Origin of the sequence: Polaromonas sp., assembly GCF_036676035.1 — a bacterium.
Lineage (GTDB): Bacteria > Pseudomonadota > Gammaproteobacteria > Burkholderiales > Burkholderiaceae_C > Polaromonas.
In genome coordinates this window covers 128053-141082 of the sequence record NZ_JAKFDR010000011.1, presented here as the reverse complement: position 1 = coordinate 141082, position 13030 = coordinate 128053, and the positions used below count along the sequence as shown (strand labels likewise).

Below are 13030 nucleotides of genomic sequence, written 5' to 3'. Positions count from 1 at the left end.
CTACTTTTGATAGCTGCTTGCGCCCGTATTGATTGGGCCAGGGGCCAATTTAATGCTCAAGCCAGGCCTGTGAAGGCAGGCCGGGCTAGTGCGCCTTTAGCCTTTAACTCAGTTCGGCCGTCGGCTCCCGCCCCATCAGCGCGGCCACGGCATCCGCCGGTTTGAGCTGGCCGTCGAGCAGAGCCACCACGCCTTGGGCAATCGGCATCTCGACGCCCAGGCTGCGGGCGCGCTGCACCACGGTGCGGGCGCAGTAAACGCCTTCGGCCACATGGCCCAGTGAATCGACGGCCTGTTGCAAGGTCTTGCCCTGCGCCAGCAGCAGGCCGACCTTGCGGTTGCGGCTCAGGTCGCCGGTGGCGGTGAGCACCAGGTCACCCAGGCCGGACAGGCCGGTGAAGGTTTCGGCCCGGGCGCCCAGGGCCACGCCCAGGCGCGTCATTTCTGCCAGGCCGCGGGTGATCAGGGCGGCGCGGGCGTTGAGCCCCAGGTTCAGGCCGTCGCACAGGCCGGTGGCAATCGCCAGCACGTTTTTGACGGCGCCGCCGACTTCGACGCCGACGATGTCGTCATTGGCGTACACCCGCAGCGTGGGGCTGTGAAACGCGGCCACCAGCGCGTCGCGCACGTCGGCGTGCTCGCTGGCGGCCACCAGCGCGGTCGGCTGGCCGCGGGCCACCTCCAGTGCAAAGCTCGGGCCGCTGAGCACGCCCGCTCTCAAATTGATAGCTACCTGCGCACGTATTTCATGGACCAGCAGCCCAAAAGGCTCTGAAGATGCGCCCGAAGACGCACCTGACACGCCTGACGCGGTGACCGGCGCTTCAAAGCCCTTGGAGAGCCATGCCACCGGCACGCGGACGTGCTGCAGGCGCTGGAGCAGGCTGCGGGCGGCGGCGATGGGGGTGGCAAGCATCACCAGGTCCTGGCCTTTCAGGGCCGCGTCCAGCGACGCGTCCGAGCCGCCTTCAATGCGCAGCGCGTCGGGCAAGGCGATGCCGGGCAGGTAGCGGGTATTGAGGCGCTGGGTCTGCAGCGCAGCCACCAGCGCGGCATCGCGCGCCCACAGGGTGATCTGGTGGGCGGCCTGGCGGCTGGCGCTGACGGCCAGTGCCGTTCCCCAGGCGCCGGCGCCAATCACTACAATTTTCATAGCGGCTTGCGCATGGCCGATGGGCACCTTGGCAGGTTTACTGAACCGTCGTGGTGGCGCCGCTGTGTGCAGCGGCAGCTTCCGCTTGCTGCTGCTGGTACATGGCCTGGAAGTTGATTTCGGCCAGGGTCACGGGCGGGAAGCCGCCGCGCTGGATCACGTCGGCCACGTTGCCGCGCAGGTAGGGGTAGACGATTTGCGGGCAGGCAATGCCCAGGATGGAGCTGAGCTGGTCCTGCTCCATGTTGCGGATTTCAAAAATGCCAGCCTGCTTGGCTTCGACCAGAAACACGGTTTTGTCCTTGATCTTGGTGTGCACGGTGGCTGTCACGGTGACTTCGAAAATGCCCTCGGCCACGGGCGTGGCGTCCACGCCGAGCTGGATGTCCACGCCAGGCTGCTCCTGCTCGAGCAGGATCTCGGGCGAATTGGGCTGCTCCAGCGACACGTCTTTGAGGTAAACGCGCTGGATCTGAAATACAGGGTCAAGGTTGGCTTCGGCCATGGTGATCTTTCGGATTGCTTTGAAAAACGAAACCTGCCGCGGCTTGTCAGGCAGGTACAGGGAAGGTTGGGTGGATTATCTCAGGACGGGCGGCCCGGCCAGTGGGCGAACCACCGCACCATCAGTCGCGTCGCGCCATCAGCCGGCATTGAGCAAAGACATCAGGCCGCCCTGGCCATCGAGCGCCACCAGGTCGTCACAGCCCCCCACGTGGGTGCTGCCAATGAAAATCTGGGGCACGGTGCGCCGGCCGGTGATGTCCATCATCTTCTGGCGCTCGTCGGGCGCCATGTCGACACGGACCTCTTCAATCTCGACCACGCCGCGCTGCTTGAGCAGCTGTTTGGCATGGATGCAGTAAGGGCAGGTGCCCGTGGTGTACATCTTGACGGTTTGCATGGTTTCTTTGGGGGCGCGCAGCGTTTTCAGGCTTTTTCGAGAGGCAGGTTAGCGTCTTTCCAGGCCTTGAGCCCGCCACCCAGCGATTGGGCCTGCTCGTAACCGAGTTTTTTGGCGACCCCGACGGCACGGCCGGAGCGCGCGCCGGTGGCGCACACCAAGATCACGGGCAGGGCCTTGTTTTTGACCACCAGGGGCAGTTTTTCCTCGAGTTGGGCGAAAGGTATGTTTTTGGCGCCCACCACGTGGCCCGCGGCAAACTCCTCGGCCTCGCTCACGTCAATGACCACCGCCTTGTCGCGGTTCATCAGCTGCACGGCCCCGCTGGCCGTCAGCGCGCCGGCACTGGCGCTGCTGGCAATCAGGGGCCAGAGCAGCATGCCGCCCGAGGCCAGCGCTACCGAAATCAGCATCCAGTTATCGATCAGAAATTTCAATTTGAACCCTTTGTGTGTTTTTCACGTAACCCGTGATTTTAGAATGCAGGGGGTAGGCAACGCTTTTCCAGCCCTTTTTAAGGTTGATTGGCGCCGCTTCCGGCCGGTTTTCCCTTACCTTAAACACCCTCTCACCGCTTCACACCATGTACAAACTCGTGCTCATCCGCCACGGCGAATCGACCTGGAACCTTGAAAACCGCTTCACCGGCTGGACCGATGTGGACCTGACCCCCGCCGGCGTGGCCCAGGCCATCAACGCCGGCAAGCTGCTCAAAAGCGAGGGGTATGACTTTGACATGGCCTACACCAGCGTGCTCAAACGTGCCACGCGCACCCTGTGGCACACGCTGGACGAGATGGACCGCACCTGGCTGCCCGTGATGAACAGCTGGCGGCTCAACGAGCGGCACTACGGCGACCTGCAGGGCCTGAACAAGGCCGAAACCGCCAAGAAATACGGCGACGAGCAGGTGCTGCTCTGGCGCCGCAGCTACGACACGCCGCCACCGCCGCTGGCAGCCAACGACCCGCGCAGCGAGCGCTCCGACCCACGCTACGCCAAGCTGCAGCCCGGCCAGGTGCCGCTGACCGAGTGCCTCAAGGACACCGTGGCGCGCGTACTGCCGTTCTGGAACGAATCGATGGCCCCGGCCATCAAGGCCGGCAAACGCGTCGTGGTCGCCGCCCACGGCAACTCCATCCGTGCCCTGGTGAAATACCTGGACAACATTTCCGACGCCGACATCGTCGGCCTGAACATCCCCAACGGCATCCCGCTGGTCTATGAGCTGGACGCGGACCTCAAGCCGCTGCGCCACTACTATCTGGGCGACAGCGATGCGGTGGCCAAGGCCGCTGCGGCCGTGGCGGCGCAGGGCAAGGGTTGACCCCAGTTTCATGTAAAAGTCCGGTAAATGTCGGCCAAAACTGCATATTTTTGCCGTTTTGGCCGGCTTGGCGGCTGCCAGCCGCGGAACTGCTGAATGGGGCTTTTCTCCAAGGTGTATATTGCTTGAAATGCTGGCAACAGCACTCACGATGGTGCGTACTCAGGCCCGCAGCGCGGGCCAAAGAAGGTGTTTATGGGGCAAAAACTCAGGATAGCAGGCTGGATTTCGATTGGTGCCATTGCCGGCGCACTCACAACCGTGCAGCTGCAGGCCGTCGCCCGGGGCGGGCTGGCGCCCCTGCCTCTCGAAGAGCTGCAACAGCTGGCGGCCGTTTTTGGCATGGTCAAGACCGACTATGTCGAGCCGGTGGACGAAAAGAAGCTCATCACCGACGCCATCTCCGGCATGGTAGCCAGCCTGGATCCGCACTCGGTTTATTTTGACAAAAAGTCGTTCAAGGAATTCCGCGAAGGCACCAGCGGCCGCTTCGTGGGCGTGGGCATCGAGATCAGCCAGGAAGATGGCCTGGTCAAGATCGTCTCACCGATTGAAGGCTCGCCCGCCGACCGCGCCGGCCTCAAACCCAACGACCTGATCACCAAAATTGACGACACCTTTGTCAAGGGCCTGACGCTCAATGAAGCCGTCAAGAGAATGCGCGGCGAGCCCAAAACCAAGGTCTTGCTGACGATTTTCCGCAAGGACGAAAACCGCACCTTCCCGGTGACCATCACGCGCGAGGAAATCCGCACGCAGTCGGTTCGCAGCAAAGTGGTGGAACCGGGCTATGCCTGGATTCGCCTGAGCCAGTTCCAGGAACGCACGGTCGAAGACTTCGTCAAGAAGGTCGAGGACATCTACAAGCAGGAGCCCAAGCTCAAGGGCCTGGTGCTTGATTTGCGCAACGACCCGGGTGGCCTGCTGGATGCGGCCGTGGCGGTGTCCGCTGCGTTTTTGCCGGAAAACGTGACCGTGGTATCCACCAACGGCCAGCTCGCCGAAAGCAAATTCATCTACAAGGCTTCGCCCGAGTTTTACCAGCGCCGCAGCAGTGCCGACCCGCTGAAAAAACTGCCGGCCGCCATCAAGAATGTGCCGCTGGTGGTGCTGGTCAACGAAGGCTCGGCCTCGGCCAGCGAAATCGTGGCCGGCGCCCTGCAGGACTACAAACGCGCCACCATCATGGGCAACCAGACCTTTGGCAAGGGCTCGGTCCAGACGGTGCGCCCGCTCGGCCCCGACACCGGCCTCAAGCTCACCACGGCGCGCTACTTCACCCCCAGTGGCAAGTCGATCCAGGCCAGAGGCATCGTGCCGGATGTGATGGTGGATGAAACGCTGGAAGGCAGCCCTTTCGCGATCTTGCGCACCCGCGAAACGGATCTGGAAAAGCACCTGAACAACGGCCAGGGTGTCGAGAAAAAAGACGAGGCCCGCGAAAAAGCCCGTGAAGAAGCCCTCAAAAAGCTGGAAGAAGAGTCCAGAAAGCCCCCCGAGCAGCGTCGCCCGCCGGAATTTGGCAGCGACAAGGATTTCCAGCTGGCCCAGGCCATCAACCATCTCAAGGGCCGTCCCGTGATGGTCAGCAAAACGATGGTTGAGCGCAAGGAAGAGAAAAAAGAAAACTGACCGTCCCGGTGCAGCCTGCTTGCCCTGCCGGCTGATCAGCCCGGGCCGGCAGGCGGCGCCTGTGCCCCTTCGATGCCCATGAACGACACCCAGCTGCTTCGTTATTCCCGGCACATTCTGCTCGATGAAGTCGGGGTGGAGGGGCAGGACAAGCTGCTCGCCTCGCATGCGCTGGTCGTGGGCGCGGGCGGACTGGGCTCGCCAGTGGCCTTGTACCTGGGCAGTGCCGGGGTCGGGCGCATCACCATGGTGGACGATGACCGCGTGGACACCACCAACCTGCAGCGCCAGATTGCCCATAACCTGTCGCGGGTGGGTGAGTTCAAGGCGCAGTCGGTGCAGCAGTCCATCGCCGCCATCAACCCCGATGTCGAGGTGGTGCCCATCATGCGCCGGGCCGATGCGGCCCTGCTCGACGAACTGGTCCGGCAGGCGGACGTGGTGCTCGATTGCAGCGACAACTTTGCCACGCGCCACGCCCTCAACCGGGCGTGCGTGAAGCATCGCAAGCCCTTGGTGTCCGGTGCGGCCATCCGCTTTGACGGGCAGGTGGCGGTCTATGACCTGCGCCAGGCCGCTTCGCCCTGCTATGCCTGCGTGTTCCCCGAGTCCGAGGAGTTTGAAGAAACACGCTGTGCCACCATGGGCGTGTTTGCGCCACTGGTCGGCATCATCGGAAGCATCCAGGCCGCGGAAGCGCTCAAGCTGCTTTGCAGCGTTGGACAACCGCTGACAGGCCGCTTGCTGATGCTGGACGGACGCAGCATGGAGTGGAGCGAAATGCGCACGGCGCGCGATGCCCGCTGCAGCGTCTGCGGCCAGCACTGAGCCGATAGGCGGGCACCCTGGCTGGCTGCCGGCCAGTGCCTGCAGCGATGGGGTAGGAAACCTCCTACATGCAGGCGACCCGCTGACTGGCAGAATAAAGCCCCGGCCACGGATACATTAAGAAACATGGCACGTGAAAATTTGCAGTCCTTCAGCCAGCGGTCAATGAGCGGTCAGCTGTGATTTCCAGCTTGAATCATGAGACTTAAAACCTACATCGTCGAAGACAATCCCACGATACGTGAGAACCTGATTGGCACGCTGGAAGAGCTGGCCTGCATCAGCGCCGTGGGAACGGCTGAAACCGAAAATGAAGGCAAGGCGTGGCTGACTGAAAGCGGCCAGCAATGGGATCTGGCCATTGTGGACCTGTTTCTCCGGCAAGGCAGTGGCCTGGGCGTGCTGGCCGCCTGCCGCGGCCGGCAGCCCGCCCAGAAGGTGGTGGTGCTCAGCAATTACGCCACACCGGACATTCGCCAGCGCTGCGCTCAACTCGGCGTCGATGCGGTGTTCGACAAATCCAATGAAATCGATGCGCTGGTGGACTATTGCATCCGGCAATGCGCCACGCCCGGCTGAAACGCTTAGTTAATCAATCAGTCGATCAGCTTGTTTTTCAGCGCGTAGTAGGTCAGGTCGCTGTTGGAGGCCAGGCTCATTTTCTCCATCACCCGGGTTCTGTAGGTGCTCACCGTTTTAACGCTCAGGGACAGCGCCTTGGCAATGTCGCTCGCCGTCTCGCCCTTGGCCAGCTTGAGAAACACCTGAAACTCGCGCTCGGACAGCAGTTCATGGGCGGCCACATTGCCTGGGCGGTTGAGCTGCTGTGCCAGCAGCTCGGCCACCGTCGGCGTGATGTAGCGCTTGCCCAGCGAAATGACACGGATCGCATCGAGAATTTCCGAAGGATCGCATTCCTTGTTGAGGTAGCCGCTGGCCCCCTGGCGGATCAGATTGACGGCGTAATGCGCTTCGGGGTAGCCGCTGAGGATCAGGATGCCGACATCCGGCGCCTTGGCCCGGATCATGGCCAGCGCATCGATGCCGCTTTGCCCCGGCATGGAAAGATCCATCACCAGAATGTCGAGCTCGACATTGCGGACCAGGTCTATCGCTTCGCGGCCACTGGCGGCCTCGCCGACCACGCGCAGATCGACCTGCTCGGAAAAGTACTGCCTGAGCCCCGAACGCACGATGGCATGGTCATCCACAATTCCAATTCTGATCATTTCACTGCCTTTCCAGGGTGTCGGCACCGGCAGGTTGCACAATGCGTGAAAAGGTGTCTGTCACAGGCACCCACTTGGCACTTGGTCTTCATGGCCCATTATTGACGAATTATTCACCAAGTGATTGACTGGAGATGAGCGTGAAATGGTTTTCAATCCCCAAAATGGCGATCAGCCTGCCGCTGGCCGTGCTGGCGGCGGCCGCCCTGATCTTCATCAATGAAACCAGCTTTCAGCAATCGACCCGGGCGGCCGCCAGTATCGAGGAAGCCCAGCAAACCCGGGGAGCGGTCAACAAATTGCTGCAGCACATGCTGGATGCCGAAACCGGGCAAAGGGGTTACCTGCTGACCGGCGATCCCCGCTATCTGGAGCCTTACGACACGGCAACGGCCGACATCAACCAGAACATGGAGACCCTGCGCCAGCTTTTCAGCCCCTACAAGGACGAACTCGCCGAGTTCAGCATTCTGGCAAACCACATCTCACGCAAGCTCTCCGAAATGGACTTGAGCGTGCGCATGCGCAAGCAGGGCAACGAAGATGCCTGGAAGTTTGTGCTGACCACGGATGTGGGCAAAGAGCACATGGAGGCCATTCGTGAGCAGTCGGCCAAGCTGATCGCCAGCAACATCATCAAGATGGAGCAGGGCCAGGCCCAGATCAAGAAATCGCTGCAGCTGTCGAGAATCGGCATCGCCACCATGGCGCTGGCCGGCCTGCTGGCGTTTTACATGTACCTGATACAAACCAAAGCCTTGCTGTCGGCCGGCAAACGCGAACAGGAATCCCTGCAGCGCGAGCGCGACATGCTGGAAAAACAGGTGCGCGAACGGACGGCCACCCTGGCCGAGCTGGCGACCCATTTGCAGCAGGTGCGCGAAGACGAACGCGGCCATCTGGCCCGCGAGCTGCACGATGAACTGGGCGCCCTGCTGACGGCCGCCAAGCTGGATGTCGCCCGGCTCAAGTCCCGCCTGGGGGGCAGTCCGCCCGAAGCGACAGAGCGCTTGCAGCACCTGACCAATACGCTGAACAGCGGCATCGCCCTGAAGCGCCGGATTGTGGAAGACCTGCGCCCTTCTTCCCTGTCGCACCTGGGTCTGGTGGCCTCGCTCGAAATTCTGGCGCAGGAATTTGGAGAAAGATCCGGCCTGCACATCACCACGGACCTGGAGCCGGTTGAGTTGGCCGGCTCGGCCCAGCTGACCATTTACCGGCTGGTGCAGGAGTCGCTGACCAACATCGGAAAATATGCGCAGGCGCACCAGGCCGACATCAGCCTGGAAAACTTTGACCGCTACATCACCGTCGAGGTCAAGGACGATGGCCGGGGTTTTGACACCAGCCAGGTCCGGCCCAGCAGCCACGGCCTGGCCGGCATGCGGCACCGCGTCGAAGCCGCCGGGGGGCGCCTGACCGTCACCTCAGCGGTGGGCAAAGGCACACGCATTTCGGCGGTGCTGCCCAAGACCACGCCGGCGCAGCCAGCACGCTGATTGCCACGGGTTGTCGCTGGCGGCCAGCACGGCAAGCCGGCTGTCGGCGCACACCTACAGGGGGGCATCCCGGCCACTGACACCGGCACACGCCTCTTGCCGATGCGCAAAACCCGGCCTACGCCCTAAGCTGTCATGACGATTGTCAGTTTCGTCATCCGCGTGCTAAAAAAGAACATAAGCCATGTCTTTTCGATTTTTTGCACCCGGAATGGTTTTCGGCCCGGCGCAATGGCTGGCCCGGGCGCTGATACCCTGACGTCTGGCCGGTTGGCGTGGTGCCGCCGATCGGCCGGCCTTGATGAACCCCGCACCAGTTCAGCCCTATCAACTTCAAGAGGAGAGCAACATGAAATACGCTCGCGCAATTGCATTCGCGGCCCTGGCCGGCATCACCGTCATCAGCACGGGTTGCGCCGTGGTGCGTGGTCAGGAGACGGCTGGCGCTTATGTCGATGACACCACCATCACCACCGCCGTGAAAGCCAAGTTTATCGAAGACAAAACGGTGGCAGCCTCCTCGATCAATGTCGAAACGCTCAATGGAACGGTCCAGCTGTCGGGCTTTGCCAAATCGGGTGCCGAGAAATCACAGGCCGAGTCCCTGGCCCGCAGCGTCAAAAACGTCCGGGAAGTCCACAACAACATCGTTGTCCGTCCTTGAACCAGAAAGCGCTGACCTTTTGCGTCAGCAGCAAGCAGGCGCGAAGCCTGCTCAGGCGTGGCAGCTCCCGTGGCGCTTGCGGAAAGCGCGCGGGTTTTCAGCGCCCCCGTGCGCAAACAGGCCGCGCCGGGCGGCCTGCGCCTTGGCCTGCTGGGCCGCATAGGGCCCGGGGTTGCGGCGAAAACGGTAAGACCAGGCATGGCCGCTGGCCACCATCTGGCCGCCCACGTCCTGCCCCCTCAGGTCAATTCTGGCCAGGGCGCGTCCATAGTCGTCGTAGCGGCGTATGGACACGGTGACGGTCTGGCCCAGCAAACGCTGTTTGAGGGCCTCGCGCGAGGCGGCCCCGCCGCGCTGGCAGATCTCTGGCGCGTCGACACCGTCCAGGCGAATCTTGCGCGGCTTGCCGCCCGAGGCAGGACGCACCCAGAGCGTGTCGCCGTCCACAGTGTAGGTAACGACGCCCCGCCACGGCCGGTCAGCGTGCGCCGGGGTGCCCGCCAGAAGCAGGCAGGCGGCCATCACCATGGCGCGAAGGAGCCACCGCTTGGCTCGCCAATTAGCTATCAATTTAATAGCTGCTCGCTCAATCAGTACAAGGGCTACAACCAAAAAAAGCATATGGCCAAGCCGTGCTTTGACGGGGTGGGCGCCATCGGGGCGGGCAATGTAGCCGTCCAGGCTTGTGGCGATGAAGACGGAGATTTTGGGGGTCATGCGAAGGATTGTCCTTTTGAGGGCGCAAGAATATACTGGTTATTCATACAGTATATCGCTGCACTTCAACCCGCCCCCTCCTCTTTTTCTCTTCTTCAGTCAGAGAAACCCCCTCTCATGCTGCGCAGCCTTTTCGTCGACTTCAATTCCTACTTCGCCTCGGTGGAGCAGCAGATCAACCCGCGCCTGCGCGGCAAGCCGGTGGGCGTGGTGCCGCTGATGGCCGACACCACCTGCTGCATTGCCGCGAGCTATGAGGCCAAGCGCTTCGGCGTGCGTACCGGCACCAGCGTGGCCCAGGCGCGCCAGCTGTGCCCGGAGATCATTTTTGTCGTGGCGGAGCACGAGGTGTATGTGGAGTTTCACCAGCGTGCCGTGGCGACCGTGGAACGCATTGCCCCGGTGCGCCAGGTGCTGTCGATTGACGAGATGGAGTGCGAACTGACCGGCAGTTGGCGCGAGCGCCACAAGGCCGTGGCCATTGCAGAGCGCATCAAAAAAGAGATCCAGTCCACGCTTGGTGAATGCCTGGGCAGCTCAATCGGCATTGCGCCCAACACCCTGCTGGGCAAACTCGCGTCCGACATGCACAAGCCCAATGGCCTGACGGTGCTGGAGCTGGCCGACATTCCGCACGGGCTTTACCACCTCCCGCTCTCGGCTATCAACGGCATTGGCCGGCGCATGCTGACGCGGCTGCAAGGCTGCGGCATCCAGAGCATGGAAGACCTGTACGCGGCCCCGCGCGACGTGCTGCGCACGGCATGGGGCGGCATGGCCGGCATCGAGATGTATGACAAGCTACGCGGACAATGGCAGGAGCCGCTGGGCGCCGGTGGGGTGACCCGCTCGCTGGGCCATTCGCACGTGCTGCCGCCCGACATGCGCAACCCGCAGGGCGCCTTTGACGTGCTGAACCGGCTCGCGCAAAAGGCCGCCATGCGGCTGCGCAAGCAGGGGTTTTACACCAGCGCCATGTCGGTCAGCGTGCACTGCGGCCATCGTTACAGCGCTTCGGCCGGTTCAGCCGGTGGCAGCCGCGACACCCGCTTTGGCGAAACCCAGGACACGGCTTACCTGCTGCATGTGCTGGCTCAGCTGTGGCACACCGGCCTGGCGCAGCTGCGCGAACCCAAGGTCGTGAACGTGACCCTGCACGGCCTGGTGCCTGTGGCGCAGCACACGCCCTCTCTTTTTGACATGGCCCCGCAGCCAAGCGCCAGCGCACCCGCCCGTGACCGCTCACGGCTGTTGGCGGCCGTGGACCAGATGAACAAAACCTTTGGCAAGAATGCGGTGTACTTTGCCACCTCGCAAAACGCGCTGAACCATGCCCCCATGCGCATTGCGTTCAACCGCATTCCCGACATCGAAACCGAGCGCTGACACCGCGCGCGACCAGTCACGGCTCCGCGCGAATGGGGCGACAGATGTCATGGCCGCTCACGATAGCGGGTGCTGCCCCCGCGGCGGCGGTCGGCCAGCGGCAAGCCGCCTTGGGCGGCCATGGCGTCGGCGCGCTGCTGCAGGCGCTCCAGCATGTCGTCCAGCAGTGCCACCTCCTGCGGTGCCAGGGCAGCCAGTACATCGCGGTTGATCTGGCTGACCAGCGGGAACAACTCGCTATGCAAGGCCACGCCCGCCGGCGTGAGCGCCAGCCGGATATGCCGCGCATCGCCGGCGCGGCTGGTGCGGCTGACCAGCTTCTTGCCGGCCAGCGCCGTCACGGCCTTGGAGGTGCGTGGACGGTCCAGGTGAGCATGCTCTGCCAGCTCCGACGAGCCCATGGGCCCGCGCGCCGCCAGCGAAGCCAGGATGCGCCATTCGCGCCGGGTGATGCCGAACCGGCCTTCACAGTAGCGCACCACGATGCCGCCGGCGGCCGCCTGCAGGCGGCTGAGCCGGTACAGCAGGAGGTCGTCGAGAACCTCGGGCCAGGACAGGCCAGGCGCGGCGGGAGGAGAACTGGGCATCAGGGTTACTACCGGCAATGATTGATTTCTGCAATCGATGGTGGTGCAGGAACAATCGGGGCTCAAACTCGGAGAATCATCATGCCACAGCCCCTCTTGCCCGCTGCGCCTGCCCCCAACCGCAGAAAAGTCCTGCTGCACACCGCTGCCGGCGCGCTCGCCGCCAGCGTCGCCTTGCCGCGCTGGGCTCGCGCCCAAGCCGGGCCGGTGCGCATTGTGGTGGGCTACCCGCCGGGTGGCGCCTCGGACCGGGCCGCTCGCCTGGTCGCTGAGCGGCTGCAGCAACTGCTGCAAAGGCCGGTGATTGTGGACAACCGCGTGGGCGCGGGCGGCCGGCTGGCCGCACAGCAACTGGTCAACACACCGGCGGACCAGACCACCTTGATGATGGGCAACCCCGCGGTGATGAGCGTGGCGCCGCTCATCTACAAAGACCTCAAGTTTGACGCGCAAAAGGATTTCGTGCCGGTCGCCGCCGTGACCGACTACGACTTCGGCGTGGCGGTCGGCACCGGCCTGCCGGTCAAGGAGGTGACGCACATGCTGGCCTGGCTGCGCGCCAACCCCGACAAGGCCAATGCCGGCGTGCCTGCCACCGGCAGCCTGCCCCACTTCTTTGCGCTGATGCTCAGCTACATGGTGCAGATAAAAATAGAAGTCGTCGGCTACCGGGGTTCAGCGCCACTGCTCAACGACCTGATCGGTGGCCAGATTCCGCTGGCCTTCGACACCCTGGACTCGCTGCTGCCGCAGCACGAAGGCGGCAAGCTGCGCGTGCTGGCCACCTCAGGCGCCAAGCGTTCGCCCTTCTCGCCCAATGTGCCGACTTTCAGGGAGCAGGGCTTGCCGATCGCCGCAACCGGCTGGAACACCCTGTTTGCACCGGCCACCACGCCCAAGGCTACCGTGGAGTTGCTGGGCCGGACGGTGTTCCAGATCATGTCGGAGCCCGAACTACGCGCCAAATTCACGGCTGCCAAGATGGTGCCCGTCGCCATGACGCAGGCACAGACGGCGGCGGCCTTGACGGCGTTCAATGCGCAGTGGAGCCCGGTGATTCGGCGCTCCGGCTTCAAGCCCGAATCCTGAACCGGGGTTGACGCA

General features: G+C 63.3%; 15 protein-coding genes. 8 read left to right on the top strand and 7 right to left on the bottom strand.

All coding sequences use genetic code 11. From position 1 onward, the window contains the following. Positions 1–103: 103 nt before the first annotated feature. From V6M61_RS03275 to V6M61_RS03260, 4 genes are all read right to left on the bottom strand, one after another. Positions 104–1153: an NAD(P)H-dependent glycerol-3-phosphate dehydrogenase gene (locus tag V6M61_RS03275; protein WP_332775129.1), complete on the bottom strand. Its 1050-nt coding sequence runs from the start codon at positions 1151–1153 to the stop codon at positions 104–106. A 37-nt stretch (positions 1154–1190) separates the two neighbouring features. Further along, a complete protein-coding gene (gene secB, locus V6M61_RS03270) occupies positions 1191–1658 on the bottom strand; it encodes a protein-export chaperone SecB (protein WP_332775128.1) in 468 nt (155 codons plus the stop codon). A gap of 138 nt (positions 1659–1796) precedes the next feature. Next, positions 1797–2057: a glutaredoxin 3 gene (gene grxC, locus V6M61_RS03265; protein WP_332775127.1), complete on the bottom strand. Its 261-nt coding sequence runs from the start codon at positions 2055–2057 to the stop codon at positions 1797–1799. Between the two features lie 26 nt (positions 2058–2083). Next, positions 2084–2494, bottom strand: a complete 411-nt coding sequence (locus tag V6M61_RS03260) for a rhodanese-like domain-containing protein (protein ID WP_332775126.1) — start codon at positions 2492–2494, stop codon at positions 2084–2086. 146 nt (positions 2495–2640) lie between these two features. On the opposite strand from V6M61_RS03260, the gene gpmA reads away from it, so the two are divergent. The 4 genes from gpmA to V6M61_RS03240 all read left to right on the top strand — a co-directional run bounded on the left by gpmA (position 2641) and on the right by V6M61_RS03240 (position 6423). Then, positions 2641–3384 (top strand): 2,3-diphosphoglycerate-dependent phosphoglycerate mutase, encoded by a 744-nt coding sequence (gpmA, locus tag V6M61_RS03255; protein WP_332775125.1) that lies wholly within the window; start codon positions 2641–2643, stop codon positions 3382–3384. A gap of 195 nt (positions 3385–3579) precedes the next feature. After that, positions 3580–5016, top strand: a complete 1437-nt coding sequence (locus V6M61_RS03250) for a S41 family peptidase (protein ID WP_332775124.1) — start codon at positions 3580–3582, stop codon at positions 5014–5016. A gap of 78 nt (positions 5017–5094) precedes the next feature. Further along, positions 5095–5844, top strand: a complete 750-nt coding sequence (locus V6M61_RS03245; protein WP_332775123.1) for a HesA/MoeB/ThiF family protein — start codon at positions 5095–5097, stop codon at positions 5842–5844. A 198-nt stretch (positions 5845–6042) separates the two neighbouring features. Beyond that, a complete protein-coding gene (locus V6M61_RS03240; RefSeq protein ID WP_332775122.1) occupies positions 6043–6423 on the top strand; it encodes a response regulator in 381 nt (126 codons plus the stop codon). Between the two features lie 17 nt (positions 6424–6440). Here V6M61_RS03240 and V6M61_RS03235 read toward each other — a convergent pair whose 3' ends face one another. Then, positions 6441–7073, bottom strand: coding sequence for a response regulator transcription factor (locus V6M61_RS03235; RefSeq protein WP_332775121.1), 633 nt, complete (start codon positions 7071–7073; stop codon positions 6441–6443). Between the two features lie 140 nt (positions 7074–7213). On the opposite strand from V6M61_RS03235, the gene V6M61_RS03230 reads away from it, so the two are divergent. Further along, a complete protein-coding gene (locus tag V6M61_RS03230; protein WP_442957718.1) occupies positions 7214–8572 on the top strand; it encodes a sensor histidine kinase in 1359 nt (452 codons plus the stop codon). A 349-nt stretch (positions 8573–8921) separates the two neighbouring features. After that, positions 8922–9236: a BON domain-containing protein gene (locus V6M61_RS03225; RefSeq protein WP_332775120.1), complete on the top strand. Its 315-nt coding sequence runs from the start codon at positions 8922–8924 to the stop codon at positions 9234–9236. Positions 9237–9287: 51 nt separating this feature from the next. Here V6M61_RS03225 and V6M61_RS03220 read toward each other — a convergent pair whose 3' ends face one another. Then, entirely contained in the window at positions 9288–9953 is a 666-nt protein-coding gene (locus tag V6M61_RS03220; RefSeq protein WP_332775119.1) for a thermonuclease family protein, read from the bottom strand. 117 nt (positions 9954–10070) lie between these two features. Between V6M61_RS03220 and V6M61_RS03215 the strand changes: the two genes are divergently transcribed. Next, complete coding sequence (locus tag V6M61_RS03215; protein WP_332775118.1) at positions 10071–11339, top strand: Y-family DNA polymerase; 1269 nt, start codon at positions 10071–10073, stop codon at positions 11337–11339. A 47-nt stretch (positions 11340–11386) separates the two neighbouring features. On the opposite strand, the gene V6M61_RS03210 is transcribed toward V6M61_RS03215, so the two are convergent. Further along, positions 11387–11926, bottom strand: a complete 540-nt coding sequence (locus V6M61_RS03210) for a MarR family winged helix-turn-helix transcriptional regulator (protein WP_332775117.1) — start codon at positions 11924–11926, stop codon at positions 11387–11389. An 81-nt stretch (positions 11927–12007) separates the two neighbouring features. On the opposite strand from V6M61_RS03210, the gene V6M61_RS03205 reads away from it, so the two are divergent. Further along, a complete protein-coding gene (locus tag V6M61_RS03205) occupies positions 12008–13015 on the top strand; it encodes a tripartite tricarboxylate transporter substrate-binding protein (protein ID WP_332775116.1) in 1008 nt (335 codons plus the stop codon). Positions 13016–13030 lie beyond the last annotated feature (15 nt).

Excerpts from the sequence above, each read along its gene's own strand:
- V6M61_RS03275 (WP_332775129.1), bottom strand. The coding sequence starts at position 1,153 with ATGAAAATTGTAGTGATTGGCGCCGGCGCCTGGGGAACGGCACTGGCC.
- secB (WP_332775128.1), bottom strand. The coding sequence starts at position 1,658 with ATGGCCGAAGCCAACCTTGACCCTGTATTTCAGATCCAGCGCGTTTAC.
- grxC (WP_332775127.1), bottom strand. The coding sequence starts at position 2,057 with ATGCAAACCGTCAAGATGTACACCACGGGCACCTGCCCTTACTGCATC.
- gpmA (WP_332775125.1), top strand. The coding sequence starts at position 2,641 with ATGTACAAACTCGTGCTCATCCGCCACGGCGAATCGACCTGGAACCTT.
- V6M61_RS03250 (WP_332775124.1), top strand. The coding sequence starts at position 3,580 with ATGGGGCAAAAACTCAGGATAGCAGGCTGGATTTCGATTGGTGCCATT.
- V6M61_RS03245 (WP_332775123.1), top strand. The coding sequence starts at position 5,095 with ATGAACGACACCCAGCTGCTTCGTTATTCCCGGCACATTCTGCTCGAT.
- V6M61_RS03240 (WP_332775122.1), top strand. The coding sequence starts at position 6,043 with ATGAGACTTAAAACCTACATCGTCGAAGACAATCCCACGATACGTGAG.
- V6M61_RS03235 (WP_332775121.1), bottom strand. The coding sequence starts at position 7,073 with ATGATCAGAATTGGAATTGTGGATGACCATGCCATCGTGCGTTCGGGG.
- V6M61_RS03225 (WP_332775120.1), top strand. The coding sequence starts at position 8,922 with ATGAAATACGCTCGCGCAATTGCATTCGCGGCCCTGGCCGGCATCACC.
- V6M61_RS03220 (WP_332775119.1), bottom strand. The coding sequence starts at position 9,953 with ATGACCCCCAAAATCTCCGTCTTCATCGCCACAAGCCTGGACGGCTAC.
- V6M61_RS03215 (WP_332775118.1), top strand. The coding sequence starts at position 10,071 with ATGCTGCGCAGCCTTTTCGTCGACTTCAATTCCTACTTCGCCTCGGTG.
- V6M61_RS03210 (WP_332775117.1), bottom strand. The coding sequence starts at position 11,926 with ATGCCCAGTTCTCCTCCCGCCGCGCCTGGCCTGTCCTGGCCCGAGGTT.
- V6M61_RS03205 (WP_332775116.1), top strand. The coding sequence starts at position 12,008 with ATGCCACAGCCCCTCTTGCCCGCTGCGCCTGCCCCCAACCGCAGAAAA.